The sequence below is a fragment of the Lentibacillus sediminis genome (assembly GCF_002763455.1).
Taxonomy (GTDB): Bacteria; Bacillota; Bacilli; order Bacillales; family Amphibacillaceae; genus Lentibacillus_D; species Lentibacillus_D sediminis_A.
In genome coordinates, this window is sequence record NZ_NIXK01000005.1 from 96381 (window position 1) to 113310 (window position 16930).

Below are 16930 nucleotides of genomic sequence, written 5' to 3' on the forward strand. Positions count from 1 at the left end.
TTTTTTTGATATTATTAAAATTAGAAGAAATTTTTATCACCTCTTTTCAAAGGATGTTCAAAATGAATAAAATACTTCTGGAACTGAATCAAGAACAAAGAAATGCCGTTGTGTTTAACGGGAAGTTCCTGGAAATAATTGCCGGTCCGGGCACTGGTAAAACAAAAACTTTAGCCGCGAAAATCCTCTATACACAAAGTGAACTGGGGATTGATATTGACAAAATACTTGGCATCTCTTTCTCCAGGTCTGCCAAAAGCCAGTTAATAAATAAACTGGACGAGTTCTCCGATATTATTGGTTATGGTGGAATGCCTGCAGTATTAACTTTTCACAGCCTTGCCCACCGTATTCTAAAATATGGCGTTCACCACGGAGAGTCCCGTTTTCGCAACGGCATAAAAATAATGGAAACAGAAGATTTTATTAATCTGGATCCCTCTCTGACCAAAGGACTTTGTAACGATTACGCAAACAGAATAGCTGTAAACAAAGCATTATCTGCTGCCTACAATCAGATCAGGCAGGGAAGTCGTCTGGAGAACCATCCTCTCCATAATTACAATGAAATTAACAATAACAGTGTTTATTCAGTAACTACTTACGAACAAGGGCGCATACTCGTAAAAGGGAATGAACTTAAGACTTTTTGGACCAAAATAAATAGATTGGAAAAGGTCAAAAACATTACCGATTATCAGGGATTAATAACCGAAGCTATCAGATTATTACAATTGAAACAAAAAACATACAATGAAATAGCGGAAAATTATACCCATATTTTTATAGATGAATATCAAGATACTTCCCTTGCTCAGGAAGAATTACTTCTTTCCTTGATAAATGAAGCTCATCATATCACAATTGTTGGTGATCCAAATCAGACAATATATACCTTTAACGGTTCTAATAGCCTGAACATGAAAAGGTTTGCCGATTATTTCAGCAACAAATCACCAAGCGATTTCTCAAAGGTTGAACTTATCCATAATTATCGATCAACCAGTGAAGTGGTTGCCTTGGCAAATGATTTTATAAAAGAAAGTAATATTGTTTCATATAACGCCAGAACAGGCTTTAAGCCCGCGGTGGTAGAAACACATTCCATTGACTTGGCAACAAATTATATTGCTGAAGAAATAATTGAACTTACTAAAAATGGGGATTACGGATTGTCTGATATATGTGTTTTATACCGAAAAAACTCTGAGTACTCTCCTCAAGGTCAAAAGGTGATGGAAGCATTAGGAAGGGCCGGGATCAAATATACGGCAACGCATACGAATAAAGAAAGGAATGTTTCATTACTGGAACAGGTAAATAACCTTTCATTTATTTATGAAGATGAACCAGTGCAGGATATCATTTCAAAACTTATTAAAAAAAATGAGGATGAAAAATTGATTTCTTTTGTTAGGGATGCTATGAAACAAGGGGCAAAAGACACAGACGACTTGATAGATTACGTAGTAGAATCCTCTGATACTGTAGAAGATTTGCAGGAAGAAAACGAAAATCAAGATGTCATTGTAAAAACAGTTCATGACGCCAAGGGGCTTGAATATCCGGTAGTCTTTATTTTATATTTAGGAGACAGACAGTTTCCCCACAGTAGCCGGCCGGATATTGAAGAAGAAAGCCGCCTTTTTTATGTTGGCTTAACAAGAGCGAAGGACCAATTATACATTCTTGGCCAAAAAGGCATACTTCAGCAAAGTTTTATGGAACAATGTCTTCAATCAGATGTTATTTACGAACAATATCATTCTGCCAAATCAGAAATCAGAGATAAGCAATTTAAAGATAAAGAAAAAGATGTAATCGATAAGACAGGTAAGCAATTAGAAAACGAAGAAGCCAGGCAAAAAGAAGAATTAAGAAAGCTGATGGATTTTTTCTAAGAAGGAAGTGAAATAACTATGATTCACCAATCGAAGACTGAATTGTCCACTCCCCAAAAAAACTGTGTTCAATTTAAACCTGAGGGCGACTTACTTATTCAGGGTATACCAGGTAGTGGAAAATCCACTATTTTACTAGCAAGAGCCAGTTATCTTGCGGAAATAAACCCGGAAGAATCAATACTATTATTAACATTCAGCAGAGCCTTGACCAATTATATGGGCCAACTCGCACTCAAAACATATAATATGTCATTATCTGCCAAAACCTTTCACCAATGGGGGCAGGAGTTACTTGAAAAAACTGATTATCCATACACACGTCTCATCTTAGGAGAAAACAGGAAAAACACTATAAACTTTGCTAAAAATATTGTTAAGAAACATAATAAAAATTCCAGCTTCCCCAATATGAACGTTGAAAAACATAAAAACAGGAAACTATTAGAGTTTCTATGTGATGAAATTGAGTGGATAAAAGGTACGGGGATAACTTCAAGAGAAAAATATTTAAATGTTAAACGCTCAGGAAGAGGTGGTGATATAAGAGTTACAAAGGAAAATCGTCAAACGATTTATGATGTTCTTGAGAAGTATAATGAATTACTGAAAAACCATCCAAGGCATCAGGGAATCGACGGAGACGATCTCGCAAGAATCCTAGTTGAGAAAAACGATCAGATACCTGACAACCTCAGACCTGATCATATTTTAGTTGACGAAGCCCAAGACCTATTTACAATGCAACTAAAGGCAATCAGTTCCACAAGTAAAAAAAGCGTGACTGTTGGTGCGGATAAGGGTCAGCAGATATACCGCCGGACTTTTACCTGGAAGCAGGCCGGTATAGATGTTATGGGAAATCGCAGTCGCTTTCTTAAACAGACTTTCCGTTCGACAAAACAGATAATCGAACTTGCTAATAACTTTCAGGAAAAAGATAAACTGTATGTAGAAGACCCTGATTACCAAAAAGCAAGTTTACCAGAAATAGAAGGTAAAATGCCTGAATTGATGTTTAGTCCTGACATGAGTATGGAAAAACAAGCAATTATTGAGCAAGTATCTAAAATTCGCAGTAATTACCCGGACGATACTATCGGCGTTATAGCGACCTCCCATGATAAACTTGATAAATTTGGCAAATTATTAGATGAAAGAGGTGTCCCAGTATATAAAGTAAAAGAAGATGAAGCAGACTTTATTTCGCCCGGAGCAAAATTGATTACTTTTCATTCCTCAAAAGGTCTGGAATTCGACCATGTCATCATCACAGGTCTGACAAAAGGGAAACTTCCATATAAACACCTTTCTCCTGGTGAAGACCAAGAAGAGTTTATGTCCAGAGAAAGAAAAAAGCTTTATGTGGCTATGACAAGAGCTAAAAAGACATTATTACTAATAGCAGTTAAAGAATATTCACCATTTGTGAACGATCTTATTCCGGAGCTTTATGAAACAGTAAATTTAGAATGATAAATCCGGATTTTACATAGGTGTTCAAGCCTTTATTATTATCTGAACAATACCGGTAAAGGGAAGTTTGTAATCCATTCCCCTTCTACGGTATTGTTCAAATACAGGACCCAGAGATCTAACCTTGAGTATAACGCCTTATCAAGTCAAGCCCTCTTTTATAATTATCTTTTGCATGCAAATATTGTTCATCAATATCAGAATTGGCAAGAATCCCTTTTTTATCCCCGGATATTCCATAGTGGTGTAAGATAATCATGGCTTCGAATCCCCCACCGCGGGGTGGCGCATCCATTTTCAAGATTTCACTTTGTATTTGTCTGTGGCTTTTAGATTCATATAAATATGCTTTTAAAACCTCAACTATTTTGTTCTGAGAGTATTTTTTTGAAATGTCCATAGAAGTCTCCTCTCATGATTGATTGCGCAACTATTTCTTTCCTCGTCCTGTTACTAATATTATATAAAGCTTTCAAATCTAAGCTTTCTACATATGTGCGGGATCATTTTTTCGTTTCACCCTACGATAATGAAGCCAAACCCCCTAAACCCCCGCATACTCCGAAGCTTTCCTAAATTCCACACCTGTATCAAGAGCTTCAAAATGTTTCTCACCACAACGAATCTTGGCTCGTTCATTCGGCCGAAGTTCTTGTTTTGTAGTGTCGCCTTTTGTTTCCACAATAAAATAGAGTTTCTCTTTACCGAATTCTTCTTTTAGCAATGCCCAGTCTGGGTTGTAATCACCAAGTGGTGTTGCAACTTTGAACCATGATGGCAGTTTAATATAGAACTTTACGTCTTTATCCTGCTCACACTGTTCAGCAAACTTCTTTTCAACTCCAGAATCGCATACCGTATAATTGTATATCGTTCTTGCATCAACAGACTTAACTACATCACCAGTATAGCTTTCTATCAGTTCATCATTTACTAAAAGACTCTGGTCGTAGACAACGCCCTCTTCCATTCGTTCATATTTAATTCCATCGACCATCATTTCCCTCTTTGCCGCATTCAGGATGCGCGCTGTCTCCATCATGTACATTTGCGGATTGCGCCTAAAATCGCGTAATGTATCACTTTGTTTTAACGTTTCGATAATTGTACGGCGTGTCAGATTCGTTTCATTTTGTAAATAAGATAGGATGTCAGGAGCTTCTTTATATTGTGCATCCGATACTGCAAAACTGGCATAGCTTTCTTTTGCTACTTCAATACCAGAAGCTTTGTTTTCGAGTTCTGCTTTGTGATATTGCAGCTTAGCAACCCGGACTTCTAAATCCTCTGACAAGGTCGCAGCCGCCTCCTGAATAAATTTCCCCGTATCAAAATTCAAGGAATATGTTGTCTGATACTTTATTTTATCCCATAATTCAAGGAATGGTTCTGCCAATGCCTCTTTCTGCACTTTGACCGTTACTCTTTCACCGCGGTCTTTTATATTGACTTTGCTACTGTCAAACTGCATCTGGATCCGATCACTAATTTGCCCTAAGATAGTATCGCTAATCGTAGCAATATCATCCGGTATTTCCAATGTCCCTGCTTTCATCGCGCGTGCCAATGTTTCCGTGCCCTTATTTTGCTTATTCAGATATTCCTTATCCTTGAAAAAGCGAACAAGTCTTTCCGAATTCTCTTTGCCGAGCACTTTTTTCAATCCTGTATCTTCATCATAGTCTATAATAATTGTACTGAATATATCATCCTCAAATACACCGAATGTCATACCATCTTCTTCATACTCCTGCTGCAACCCACGAGCAAATTCTTCATAACTTTCATTTGCCATCACTGTCAATTTATTCACATCGAATCCTGGTACACGGTCACCTTCTTGATTGACAGCAATTCTCAAACCACGCCCTATTTTCTGGCGTTTTGTAATCGTATCCTTAGATTCTATCAATGTACAAATTTGAAAGACGTTTGGATTATCCCAGCCTTCTTTTAATGCAGAATGAGAGAAAATAAACCGAAGTTTATTTGACCGTTTTGTCTGTCCTTTCTCTTCATCATAAAAAGTAAGAAGTTGCTCTTTGTCTTTCATGATAATTTCATAAGCTGTTTCATCATCAGCACTTGAGCCAGTGGTATTTTTTATTTTCTTTCCGCTCTTATCTGCAGCAAAGTACCCATCATGAACTTCATTTACTGGTACATGATAATCTCGTAATTCTTTATAACGTGGGTTCTTCAAAGCATCGACATATTCTTCTTCAAATATTTGTGCGTACTCTCCCGGTAAGGGATTGTTATCTTTATCGTACTGTCTATAATTATCAACATTATCAATAAAGAAAAGACTTAAAACTTTAATCCCTTGCTTATTCAGACGAAGTTCACGATTCAAATGTTCATCAATCGTTTTACGAATTTGCCCTCGTTTCACTTGGCTGTCTATCGCATACATATCGCGAAGGCGGATGAGTGAAGGCTTTCCGGAAAACTCGATATATTCATTTCCCGGCTCTGCAGATAAATTTTGCACAAAACCGACCTTTTCATAAGCAGCAATTCGTTTTGATTTTATGTAAAGCTCGTCCCCTTGTTTCAGTTTCACTTCTTTTTTTATAACGTCATTTTTGGATTTTACGTACATCTCTACCGTTGCAGCGATGCCAGATTTTAAGGACTTAACATTAATTAGCCGAATATGAGCATCATTACCGTAAGAATCATTCCGTATGCCTGCAACTTCAATCTGTTTGACAAGCTGCTGGTGATAAGACTCCACTGGGCCGAGCTTATAAAGCAGTGGATAGCTTTTTTGGCGATGTGTTGCGGAATAACGAAATACTGTAGCTGGCTTTAACGCTTTAATAGCTGCTTGGGCATTCTCAGTATTATCAACACTTTGCGGTTCATCGATAATTACAATCGGATTCGTTTCCGCGATCAAATCAATCGGAGCCACCCCGCCCATTGACTCAATATCGCTACGATAAATAATATTTTTTGTTCCTTTTTTATCTTCTCTTTTGGAAAAAGCCTGAATGTTGATGACCATTACTTCGATATTGTCATTCTGGACAAAATTTAAAACACTTCCAAGATCCGAGCTGTCATAAGAAAACGCATTGTATCCTTTTTCCATCAGTATGGGGTGGAAAACATCCTTGGTTATACGATACGTCTTCATGACTCCTTCACGAATGGCTACAGATGGAACAACGATGACAAACTTTTTAAATCCATAAATTTCATTCAGTTTAAGTATCGATTTCAAATACACAAACGTCTTTCCTGTTCCCGTTTCCATTTCAATATTGAACTGTGGAAAAGGTTCTGGGAGTTTATCAGACGTTGGAATCTCATTATCTATCTGGATTTGCTCGACGTTTTGCAACATCTTTGCCGGATTACGAATGATGTTATTTGCGATACCATATTCAGTAAATAAATTTCCCTGAGGGTCATTATTTGTAATTGTAAATCGCGACTGACGGATCTGATGTCCTTCAAATACACGTGTGATCGATCTAATTGCATCCTCCTGATAGTCGAGTTTATTGAATTGAATTTGCAATTTGTTTACCCCCTTCCTATATAGACATGAGCTGTTCATCTTGGTAACCTGCGTCTTGTAACAGTTTAAAACAGTTCAATTTTTCGGAATCGTTTCCTTTGAAACCATAATCTGCGAACACGACAGTACTTGTTTCAATGCCATAATTCTTCCGTTTATCAATAATTGCTTGGGCAATTGTTGTGTCAATATTTTCATTCAAACAAATAAATAAATTGCCGAATGCAATATCATATATGTTCTTTTCCTCAACTTGAAAGGTGTTTATCGGATAGGTTAATTCAAGACCATACTTGAGCATGATCTCATATACAACATCGAGCTCGTTACGCCCCGATACAAACATATTATTAAAAGCGGTAATTTGATCTTCCAATTCCTCAAAATCAACGTTCCATTCACGTATATTTGATTTATCCAGCTTCAGCACTTTAAAGCCAACATCCAAACGGTCTGCCTTTTCAGGATGTTCTTCCTTTACCTTCTCACCAGCACGGCGGATTCGTTCCTTCCCAATTTCACAAATGTTTTTATAACCTGCTTTGTAAGCTTCCGACTTCTTATCAATTTCTTCCGGCAGCTGCACCATGATAAATTTGTGATTTACCCCTTCTTCAGCGTTTAGTTTCATAAGAGCATGGGCAGTTGTTGCGGAACCGGAGAAAAAATCTAATATAATGCTTCCATCTGTATCCCCACTAATCATTTTTGCTAAATATTTAATTAGTCTTGTTGGCTTCGGAGTGTCAAAAGGTACTTTTGAAAATAACTCCTTTAGTTCATTATTTGCTTCACGAGTAGTACCAACGATATCACCAAAAAGAACATTTTCTGGTGTACGCCCTTCTTGATTTTTCAAATATATCTTTCTTATAATCTTAGACTCATCAGAAGAAAAAATAATTTCACCGGTTTGTATTTTTTTCTCTATAGTTTCTTTCGACCATCTCCAACCATTATCTGGTGGAACAATTAATTTACCATTTGGTGTCCTAATATTAAATTTTAAAGTCTCTCTTAAACTAGGACTTCTAACGTCACCACTTCTCCAATCTCCCTTTGGATCGTTATCTGGGTTTGAATATGCTTTATTATCTTCTTCAGTTCTCGAAACTCTTATTTTCGATAATTCTGGTGATTTTCTATACACTAAAATACTATTATGATGCCTGGAAAAATACGGTTCGTCATTCTTGCTTTGTTGTGTATGCTTCCATATTATATTAGTAATAAAATTTGGTTCTCCAAAAACCTCATCACAAATTTTCCGTAAATTGGCAACTTCTGTTTCATCTATTGAAATAAAAACAGCCCCACCATCAGTTAGTAGCTTCCTTGCTAACCTCAACCTCGGATACATCATATTCAGCCATCTAGTATGTTTTCTTCCACCGCCTTCTATCTCAGTGGCCATTTTTCTCCCTTCACCATCAACTTGCCCTGTCTGTTCCAAATAATTTTGGATATTTTCTTTATAATCATCATGATAAATAAAATCATTCCCAGTATTATACGGTGGATCTATATAAATCATCTTCACTTTTCCGTTATACGATTTCTGCAGAAGCTTCAATACTTCAAGATTATCCCCTTCAATATACAGGTTTTCTGTTGTATCGAAATTCTTACTGGCCTCTTTGTCTGGTCGGAGAGTTTCATTGGAGGGTTGCTGGGATCCTAGAAGTGATGCCCTTTTTCCATGCCATGTAAAACTGTAGCGTTCATCCCGATCATCCACCTCTTCTCCAAGCACCGTTTTCAGCATGTCAAAATCGACTTTTCCTTCAGTGACGATTTCCGGAAACAGTTCTTTCAACTTTTTAATATTATCCTGTATCAAATCTGCCGAGCTTGACGGAATGCGATTGTTGTCCATCATGTTTCCCCCTTGATCCATTTTTCTTTCTTCACTTTTAACTCATTTACTTTCATTTGCCATTCAATCCGTTTATTCATTTGAACTTCCTTTTTGGCTTTAGTGATACAAGAGGAAATTTCTTTATCCAGTGCTTTGATTGCTTCTAAACGAGTGGTACTTTTCTCCAAGCCCGGTCCAGTATTAGATCCATACGTTTCACTCAACTCGATTCGTACCATTTGATGAAGGAGATTTTCATAAAATGCTTTTAGATGATACGTGTCAATCTGAGCAAAAGCCCAGCTTTTCAAATACACGCGTTCATTAATCTTTGGATTGGTGGTGTAGCACTTCTGCATTTTAAGTAAGCCAGACTTTGCAATTTTTTGATGGATTGCTCCTATCCATACAGTTTCGCTTCTTGTAACAAAACGAATTAGCAGGGGATAGGGCATTGCTTCTGCTATTATTCTATAAACCCGCTTTACCCATTTTAGGTCTTTTATCTTGATTTGAAAAAAATGTATCTCCTGAAAAATTGTTTCCTCATCTTCATATACTGGTATGTTTGTTGTTTTTGTGTTGACCGTTGCAAGTAAGCGAACACCATGCGTCTCTACTGTCTTCTGAAAAAGCTTCATATTTTCTGATGTTAATTGGGGAGCCAATCTATTGAATGGAAAATTGCGCTGAACATGAGTTTCTCTTGGTAGTTTAAGTGCTTGCAGAGTTTCTTTTTCATCTATCATGTCTCCTCCTTAATGATAAGGAAAGAGATAAGCTCCAATTCATCAAAATCCAACTGTATGTCTGTCTGCATGGAAGTCGAAGTCCCTCCGGGTGAGAAAAAACTTTCAAATGCATCACTGTCTTGTTTGTCCTTTACTATATCAATAGATTGCTGCAGCAAGTCAGTATATCGCTGCATATCTTCTCCATCGTTAGTTTCTTCATTGAATTGTTTTACTAAATTTTTAAAGGGTTTGTTCACCCCAAGTGAAAGTTTTCGATAATAATCTAGAATCTTTTTTGCATTTGTGAAATGGAGATGAACGTCTCCTTCTTCTGTCAAATACAATAAAATGTACGGTGCTAAACTGTTATTAGTCATATCAAAATTCTCTGTTTGCAGGAAACAAAAAATAACCCCTGGTTTTGCATCTTCAAACTCTTTAGTTGTTGCAAGTGCATACATGCCTTTCGGGGCTTTCTGTAAATCATTTCCATTTTCCTTTAGGGCAACGCTTAAATCACTTTTGAATTCCGTATAAGTCAAATCAGTAATGGAAATTGCCCCTGAGACATCTTCTAGGTTGACTACCTCATCCTGAAGGTGTTTTAGCTGATTGCGACGGTATTCTATATCGTGCATTTCTTTGCTCGAAATGTCGAGTATATCTTCTTCCCCTGTTGCGGATGTACTTAATATCTTCATTCGTCCTTTTACACGATCTTCTAAATTAATATATTCATCAATTTCCATATTTGGCCAGAAGTTTACAAGCTTAATATACTTGTTTCGTGAGCCAATTCGATCAATCCTTCCAAACCGCTGAATCACCCTGACAGGATTCCAATGTATATCATAATTAATAAGATAATCGCAGTCTTGTAAGTTTTGCCCTTCAGAAATACAATCTGTTGCTATCATTATATCGATTTCTTCTTGGAGCTTTTCAGCTATATTATCCCGTTCTTTAGAGATCGGTGAAAAGTTGACCAGAATATCATTAATATCCTTTGTTCTTATTCCTTTTAATGTTGTTTTATTCTCACCTGAACCTACCACAAGCGCTGTGTGTAAACCACTTTTCTTCAATTCATCAGCCAGTTGTTTATATAAGTATTTAGCTGTATCCGCAAATGCAGAAAATATGATGATTTTTTGATTGCCATGATTGATTGGGTTTTCTATTTTTTTCTGGATCAATCCTTTTAGCATATCTAATTTTTCATCTCTGCTAGCAATGATTTGAGACGAACGTGAGAGTAATTCAGTCAAGATGCTTAAATCATTTTCCAAATCATCCAGCCATTTCACATGGTCGATATCAAATAACTTGATTTTAATCTTTTCACTTCCTACAGTGATTGCTTCGATTGCATCATCATCCATATCCTCGATATCTTCAGTAACATAGGATCCTGGACTATAGGTTCTATTATTTTTTTTAAGTAAGTCTATTGTTTCTTCCAGTCTACGAACAAGCCTTTCAAGCGTCTTATTAAATGAATGAATGGAGCTTTCCAAACGTTTGAATATATTCACTTTCATTAAAGACGCTACGGCAGATTCGCGGTCTGTTTGCTTAAACACCCCTGAACCTCTTCCGACTTTTGTGTCGTACAATTCTTCATAATGCTTCCTCTTGGCGGGTAGAATATAATTCATTGGTTTATAGATGCCAAATGTCAATGATTCAATCCGTTCGTTTACCTCATCCATCTCTATAAACTCTTTACGGTTATCTATATCTGCCTTCATATTGTCAGGTTTTAACCGTTGAGGAAATTCACCTATTTCCTCAATCCCGTAATATTTTTCAATATGCTTCCTGCTTCTGGCTATGGTAAGTAAGTCAAGTAACTGAAAGTAATCCGGATCAACCATATCGAGGAAGTTCTCTGTTGTACGTTTTTCAGTTGGCAATTCCGACCACTGATTGAAAACGGTTTGTGCCATTTTTAATGTATGTTCAATTGATTCAATACCATCATTGTTTAAAGTGTTATCTTTATCCTCCGTAATAAAGGCTATTTGGTTTTTAATGTCGCTCATTTTATTATTGACCGGAGTAGCAGAGAGGAGAAGCACCTTTGTCTTAACCCCTTTTTTAATGATATCTTGCATCAACTTCTGATATCGTGTTAATCGATCTTTTCGCGGATTGTTATTGCGGAAGTTATGTGACTCGTCAATAACGACTAGGTCATAATTGGACCAATTGACCATATCAAGATTAATCTCCCCAGAGTGTCCACCCTCACGACTAAGATCCGTATGATTCAGTACGTCATAATTGAAGCGGTCATCAATTAGCACATTTCTTTTATCATTTTGTGTGTACACTGTCCAGTTATCCCTTAGTTTCTTCGGACTCAGAACAAGAACACGATCATTTCTCAACTCATAATATTTAATGACAGCAAGTGCGGAAAAAGTCTTTCCAAGTCCAACGCTGTCAGCAAGAATACAACCGTTATGCTTTTCAATTTTGTCGATAATCCCAACAACCCCATCACGTTGAAAAGCGTAAAGCTTATTCCATATAATTGTGTTCTTGAAGTTTGTTCCCTTTTTAATAATTTTCTCTTCATCAAGACTTTCCAATACATTTGAAAAAATATTGTACAATGTCACAAAGTAAAGCCATTCAGGGGAGTTTTCTTTATAAATGAACTTAAGTTGATTAAGTACTTCATCTGTTACATCTTGTACCTTCTCTTCGTCATGCCATATTTGATCAAATTCTTTCATGGACTGGCTGATTAATTCAGCATGGTTCAACACAACCGGAAAGCTGGCAAAGCGATTTGATTCCGTAATGCCAAGGCCATCCGCTGTGAATTCAATTTCGGATTGCAAAGACAAGCTTTCTTTTCCGTCTGCTTGTTCAACAAGGAGTTCTTTCGGAAACTGTGTTTCACCAATAATTGTTTTGAATTGTGCTCTTTCTTTTATCCATTTTGTCGCCTTTGCAGCAATATGGTTCGATATCATTTTGTTTCGCAACTGGATTTCAAAATGATTACCATCAAATTTAGGCAGTTCTGCTGTTTCTTCCTGATTCTGACTGATCCTATATTGCCTTTTTAATTCAGTTTCTTTTTTATAAAATGTTGGTTTTGTATATAGAAAACGGAATTCCCCGGTCTTCTCCAGTTCCCTCTTTAATTCATAGTAAGCAAACAAACTGAAGTAAGCAGATGCGATTGCAACTTTTGACCCGCCTTTTATTTCAGCTTTCAGCATATTTATCAGGGTGTTTTGCCCTTTGTTATCTACCATTTTGAAATCCATATCGCTCGCCACCTATATAACTTGTGATCAATGAAAAGAGTGTACTAAGTCTATCTTACCATTTTTAGAAATATAGAACAAAATTGTTCTTCTTTTAAATCACTGTGTATTATTAGCTTTTGCTAATAACTTTTCACACTTACGTAAAAGGTCTTCCGTTTGCTCAACTAATATAATTAATTCTGCTAAAGCAAAATTATTCATAAAATCCTGTACATGAGCTAAATCATTTCTAAGGCCCTCAAGTTTTTTAAAATATTTATCACCTTTATTTTTAGAGCCGAATGGAAGTAGAGGAAGAATTTCTTCGTTTTTTAAAATAATATCTCGTTTATCGCATAATTGAAGGCAGTCGATCAACTCAATTTCTTCATTCGACTGTTTTCGTTGATTGTATATTTCTTCAGTCTTCTTTATTCTATTATCTGCCAAATAACCTTTCCAAGACCTATTTGTCGAATTTCCCTTAATTAATTTTAGTAAATACATTTCCACCATGGAAACTAAGCCAAATAACAAAAGCTGCACCGGCGTTTTCTGAAAATCTGATTTTGTTACTATTTTTGTGACTTTATTCCCTTCTAACACAAAAATTCGGCTGGTCCCTTTAAAAAGGTATAAAGCATTAATTAGTGGTGTAGTATCTGATACGACTTCTCCTGGAATGAAATCTTTTCGATATTCCCCACATTTATTACTTCTTTCTTTTTCTAAGTCTTCATAATCAATATACCCTATAATTTTCCCATCCTCTTCTACCCCAACGTTATCGAAGTCATACTTATTCATATACTCCCATGCCTGGTTTATAGAATCATTAGAATTAAATGTTTTCATATCTTCTGATATATGATTTACATTTATATCTTTTTCAAATAAATTACGTAAGCTTTTGTGCGGTGTGATTTCTTTATTTACAATCATAATAGATTCGCCTCCAATGAATAATTTATATTTTATTTTCTATCAATAACAAGGTTTGGAATTTGCTATCACTATACATAAAGCACCCTCTCCAAATAATCCCCATACCCATCAAAAACAGCCACTCCCTGCCCCTTCAACTCCATCCAAATCTCCCTATCAAGCGCATATGGACTCCGGTTCTTCAGTGACTCAACATCCTCCTCACTCAATGTCATTTCATAATATTTCTCACCATTTTTCACAACAAACACATAATCCTTGAACTTCATAATATTAACCTCAAAATTGTCATCCCATTCTTTTAACTGACGTTCAACACAATTACCCCCTACATGAAGCAAGAATTCCTCAGCCTTTAGATTTTTTGACATATAACCCCTGATCCACCCACTGCTGTTCATCATTCAACATCCTTTCTTATCAATATTGAATTTTATTTAGGAAAAGCCCTTCATCGCAATTGATTGCAACAAAGGGCGCCAACCGTTTGCTATCATTCAAAGCCATGCCTTTGTGGAAGGAGCAGATTTCTGTGAATTCTTTGAGCTAGTACTCTCGTTCACTCTTAATAACCATACGATGATAATACTGTAAAGCTTATGCTAGCCTGTAATCTCCATTACAAGTTCTTTCCTTTCAATTTCCCGCATCACACGACGCAAGCCTTTCACATTATTAAATACACCTTTAATCAGCTCCACGGTTTCATAGGCTGCTTCAATATCCAAAGACTCTTCATCCGTATGTTCATTCATATACCCTACAGAAAGGTTAACACTTTGAATGCCATGTTCTGCCCAGATTCTCGTATCACTGCTACCGCCATTTGTACAATTCCAACCAGTCAAACCTTCCCCTGCAGCTACTTCTTCAAAGAATTCCCCATACGCTCCATCACAAAATGGAATGGATCCACCACACGATGTCACAATATCACCTTTACCACGGCGATCGACAACAATTGCCGCACCTGTTCCCCATAGGAAGTACTCATCCATATTGCGTGCTCCTACAAGGCCAGACTCTTCCTCTACCGTAAAGATATATTTCACCTTACCACTAAAGTTTGAATTCACCAGATACTCCGCAACGTTTAGCAGTACAGCTACACCGGCTCTGTCATCCGCTCCGAGTATTCCTTTGTTACTTGACCATATCGTATCAGCCTTTATAATTTTGCGGTCAGATTCTATTTCAAAAGCAGTATCCAGATGAGCATTCAGTAAAATGGTTGGGTCACTTCCTGATTTATATGTCTTTTCAGCCAGTATATTTCCATGTCGATCGGTTGAAATAAAATCTACAAAGGGGTGGAGCTTATCTTTCACAAATTCACGCACTTGGCTTTCATTACCGCTTTCTCCAGGTATTGATAAGAGCTGCTCAAGTGAAATGTAAAACATCTGCTCTTTGATATACTCTATTCCTAACTCAAGCCAATTTTCTTCAATGACACTCATTTTTTCAGCCAAATCAAGCAGTTCGTTTCGCTTTAAATGCAAAGAAACATGAAAATAATCTCGCTGTTCACGATGGTATACCCGTTTCATTCCTAATGCAAAAAGCAGCTCTGCCATCTGATTGATATCTCTTTCCTTCGTCACCAAGACATGAGGTACCCTTCGCTCATGCCCATCACAAGAGCCTGTCGTATGAAACCCAAGTCGATTTAACTGGCGCACGACCCCGCTTATATACGTGTCCAGCTCCTCAATCTTTGGTTCCTCCTGGCCCGGTTCGAACCACAGACCTTCAACTCTTCCCCGATTCGGAAATTTAAGGCATTGAATCCATTCCTTTTCACCAATAGGTTCTTCTGCAAGAACCAAGTTTTTATCTTCCACACAGTAAGATACTCTAGCCTTTTCCAGACAACTTATTAGGAACGCCAAATTCCCCTTCGTTTCCATTTCACAGTTAAAAACATTTACCGCTTCTTCCTGCAGCTTCCACCCATGCCGAACAAATAATTGATCCCACGTTTTCATAAAAGATCATCCCCTTTTGATTTGTGAATAAAGTATCTCCAAAAGCGGATGACACCCATGTCATTGATCCAATATAAACGTGCTATCAATGCGATGCATGATGATGTAAGGTATGGAACGTGTATAAAAATATACAGGCTCATTGTTTAATGAATCACTCCTAATAACTGTTTCAGGTACACCTTTCTCTCCCATTTTTCTCTCCAATCGGCGCACATTCTGTGTGAATGTGTTATTAGGAATTTCGCCAGTTTTATCATTAACTGAAAAAATCTCCGAAAAGTGATTCTTAGTAGCAGGAGATTGCTCCGTTGTATTCAGCAAGAAGTATCGCAGCATTTCAGCTTGATTCACGGATAACTTTATATCTTTTCCATTATAAATGAGGAAGTGCTCGCGATCGGAAAAATAAAGAATAATTGTGTCCAGCAAACTCTCGTCAATGGCAATGTCCTCACATTTTTCCTTCGTACATCGGCTTTTTCCATCTGGGGTTACCATTGTAAAAGCGTTAGCTTCCAAATATCCTTCATTTTGTTGAATAACTTCATATAGTGAGGACATCTTAAGCTTAGGTGCATGATCCATATAAATTCCACTATCTAAATCCTGCAGCGCTTGATTAGCTTCTTCCGCAAGATGTAGCGCACTATTAGTTAGATACATCTGCGTATTGTACAGCTGCTGATTCGTAAGTCTGTACTCGGAATTACTGTAGACATCATGATATTTAGCTGCACTCCGGAAATGAAGAATTGCCGACACATAGATTTTCTTTTTATAATCCAAAAAGCCTAAACGATAATGAGCAATCGGAATTTTCCTGTCATACTTGAGGGCTCTCCTTAGGCTTGATTCAGCTACGCGGTCATCTTTTTGATATTGTGTTTTCAAATAAGTTCCATAATGGACTAGATAAAAAATGAGTTTCTTTTTGATATAAGATAAGCTTGAACCATATTCATTTTCATTATCAGCATTAATTCTTTTGTAGAGTTCTTCATATACGGATATGACTTCAGAATGGTAGTTATACGTTTCCTCCTCCAGCAACTCAACAAGTTCTACTTCCAAATCAAAAAGCTCGTGAATTGTCTTCGTTCGTAAAGACATGCTTCAGACCTTCTTTCGTTTTACTTTTAAAAGCACATTATTTCTAATTAAAACGACTACATAAACTAAAGTAGATTTTTGATGAGGTGATAATTGAGTTCCGGCATATATTGA

11 protein-coding genes are annotated in these 16930 nt (G+C 36.9%); 2 read left to right on the top strand and 9 right to left on the bottom strand.

What is annotated here, in order from left to right; translation table 11 throughout:
- Positions 1-62: 62 nt before the first annotated feature.
- Both CEG13_RS09440 and CEG13_RS09445 read left to right on the top strand, forming a co-directional pair.
- Positions 63-1901, top strand: coding sequence for an ATP-dependent helicase (locus CEG13_RS09440; RefSeq protein WP_158234668.1), 1839 nt, complete (start codon positions 63-65; stop codon positions 1899-1901).
- An 18-nt stretch (positions 1902-1919) separates the two neighbouring features.
- On the top strand, positions 1920-3377 hold the full coding sequence (locus CEG13_RS09445; protein ID WP_100011634.1) for a 3'-5' exonuclease: 1458 nt from the start codon (positions 1920-1922) through the stop codon (positions 3375-3377).
- Positions 3378-3495: 118 nt separating this feature from the next.
- Here the strand turns inward: CEG13_RS09445 and CEG13_RS09450 are convergent, their stop codons facing one another.
- The 9 genes from CEG13_RS09450 to CEG13_RS09490 form a co-directional block, all read right to left on the bottom strand.
- Complete coding sequence (locus CEG13_RS09450; protein ID WP_100011635.1) at positions 3496-3777, bottom strand: hypothetical protein; 282 nt, start codon at positions 3775-3777, stop codon at positions 3496-3498.
- Between the two features lie 144 nt (positions 3778-3921).
- Positions 3922-6909, bottom strand: a complete 2988-nt coding sequence (locus CEG13_RS09455; protein WP_100011636.1) for a restriction endonuclease — start codon at positions 6907-6909, stop codon at positions 3922-3924.
- Positions 6910-6925: 16 nt separating this feature from the next.
- Positions 6926-8788, bottom strand: coding sequence for a site-specific DNA-methyltransferase (locus CEG13_RS09460; protein WP_239984612.1), 1863 nt, complete (start codon positions 8786-8788; stop codon positions 6926-6928).
- Complete coding sequence (locus CEG13_RS09465) at positions 8785-9516, bottom strand: DUF4391 domain-containing protein (protein ID WP_100011638.1); 732 nt, start codon at positions 9514-9516, stop codon at positions 8785-8787. Before CEG13_RS09465 ends, CEG13_RS09460 begins: the two co-directional genes overlap by 4 nt.
- A complete protein-coding gene (locus CEG13_RS09470; RefSeq protein WP_100011639.1) occupies positions 9513-12788 on the bottom strand; it encodes a helicase-related protein in 3276 nt (1091 codons plus the stop codon). Before CEG13_RS09470 ends, CEG13_RS09465 begins: the two co-directional genes overlap by 4 nt.
- 99 nt (positions 12789-12887) lie before the next feature.
- Entirely contained in the window at positions 12888-13712 is an 825-nt protein-coding gene (locus CEG13_RS09475; RefSeq protein WP_100011640.1) for a CBS domain-containing protein, read from the bottom strand.
- A 71-nt stretch (positions 13713-13783) separates the two neighbouring features.
- Positions 13784-14086, bottom strand: coding sequence for a hypothetical protein (locus CEG13_RS09480; protein ID WP_143469661.1), 303 nt, complete (start codon positions 14084-14086; stop codon positions 13784-13786).
- A gap of 231 nt (positions 14087-14317) precedes the next feature.
- On the bottom strand, positions 14318-15559 hold the full coding sequence (locus CEG13_RS09485; RefSeq protein WP_239984613.1) for a M20/M25/M40 family metallo-hydrolase: 1242 nt from the start codon (positions 15557-15559) through the stop codon (positions 14318-14320).
- 204 nt (positions 15560-15763) lie between these two features.
- Positions 15764-16816, bottom strand: a complete 1053-nt coding sequence (locus CEG13_RS09490; protein WP_100011643.1) for a tetratricopeptide repeat protein — start codon at positions 16814-16816, stop codon at positions 15764-15766.
- Positions 16817-16930 lie beyond the last annotated feature (114 nt).

What these genes read in the sequence shown, in the direction of transcription:
- CEG13_RS09450 (WP_100011635.1), bottom strand. Translation starts at nt 3,777, where the DNA reads ATGGACATTTCAAAAAAATACTCTCAGAACAAAATAGTTGAGGTTTTA.
- CEG13_RS09440 (WP_158234668.1), top strand. Translation starts at nt 63, where the DNA reads ATGAATAAAATACTTCTGGAACTGAATCAAGAACAAAGAAATGCCGTT.
- CEG13_RS09490 (WP_100011643.1), bottom strand. Translation starts at nt 16,816, where the DNA reads ATGTCTTTACGAACGAAGACAATTCACGAGCTTTTTGATTTGGAAGTA.
- CEG13_RS09460 (WP_239984612.1), bottom strand. Translation starts at nt 8,788, where the DNA reads ATGATGGACAACAATCGCATTCCGTCAAGCTCGGCAGATTTGATACAG.
- CEG13_RS09475 (WP_100011640.1), bottom strand. Translation starts at nt 13,712, where the DNA reads ATGATTGTAAATAAAGAAATCACACCGCACAAAAGCTTACGTAATTTA.
- CEG13_RS09480 (WP_143469661.1), bottom strand. Translation starts at nt 14,086, where the DNA reads ATGTCAAAAAATCTAAAGGCTGAGGAATTCTTGCTTCATGTAGGGGGT.
- CEG13_RS09445 (WP_100011634.1), top strand. Translation starts at nt 1,920, where the DNA reads ATGATTCACCAATCGAAGACTGAATTGTCCACTCCCCAAAAAAACTGT.
- CEG13_RS09465 (WP_100011638.1), bottom strand. Translation starts at nt 9,516, where the DNA reads ATGATAGATGAAAAAGAAACTCTGCAAGCACTTAAACTACCAAGAGAA.
- CEG13_RS09470 (WP_100011639.1), bottom strand. Translation starts at nt 12,788, where the DNA reads ATGGATTTCAAAATGGTAGATAACAAAGGGCAAAACACCCTGATAAAT.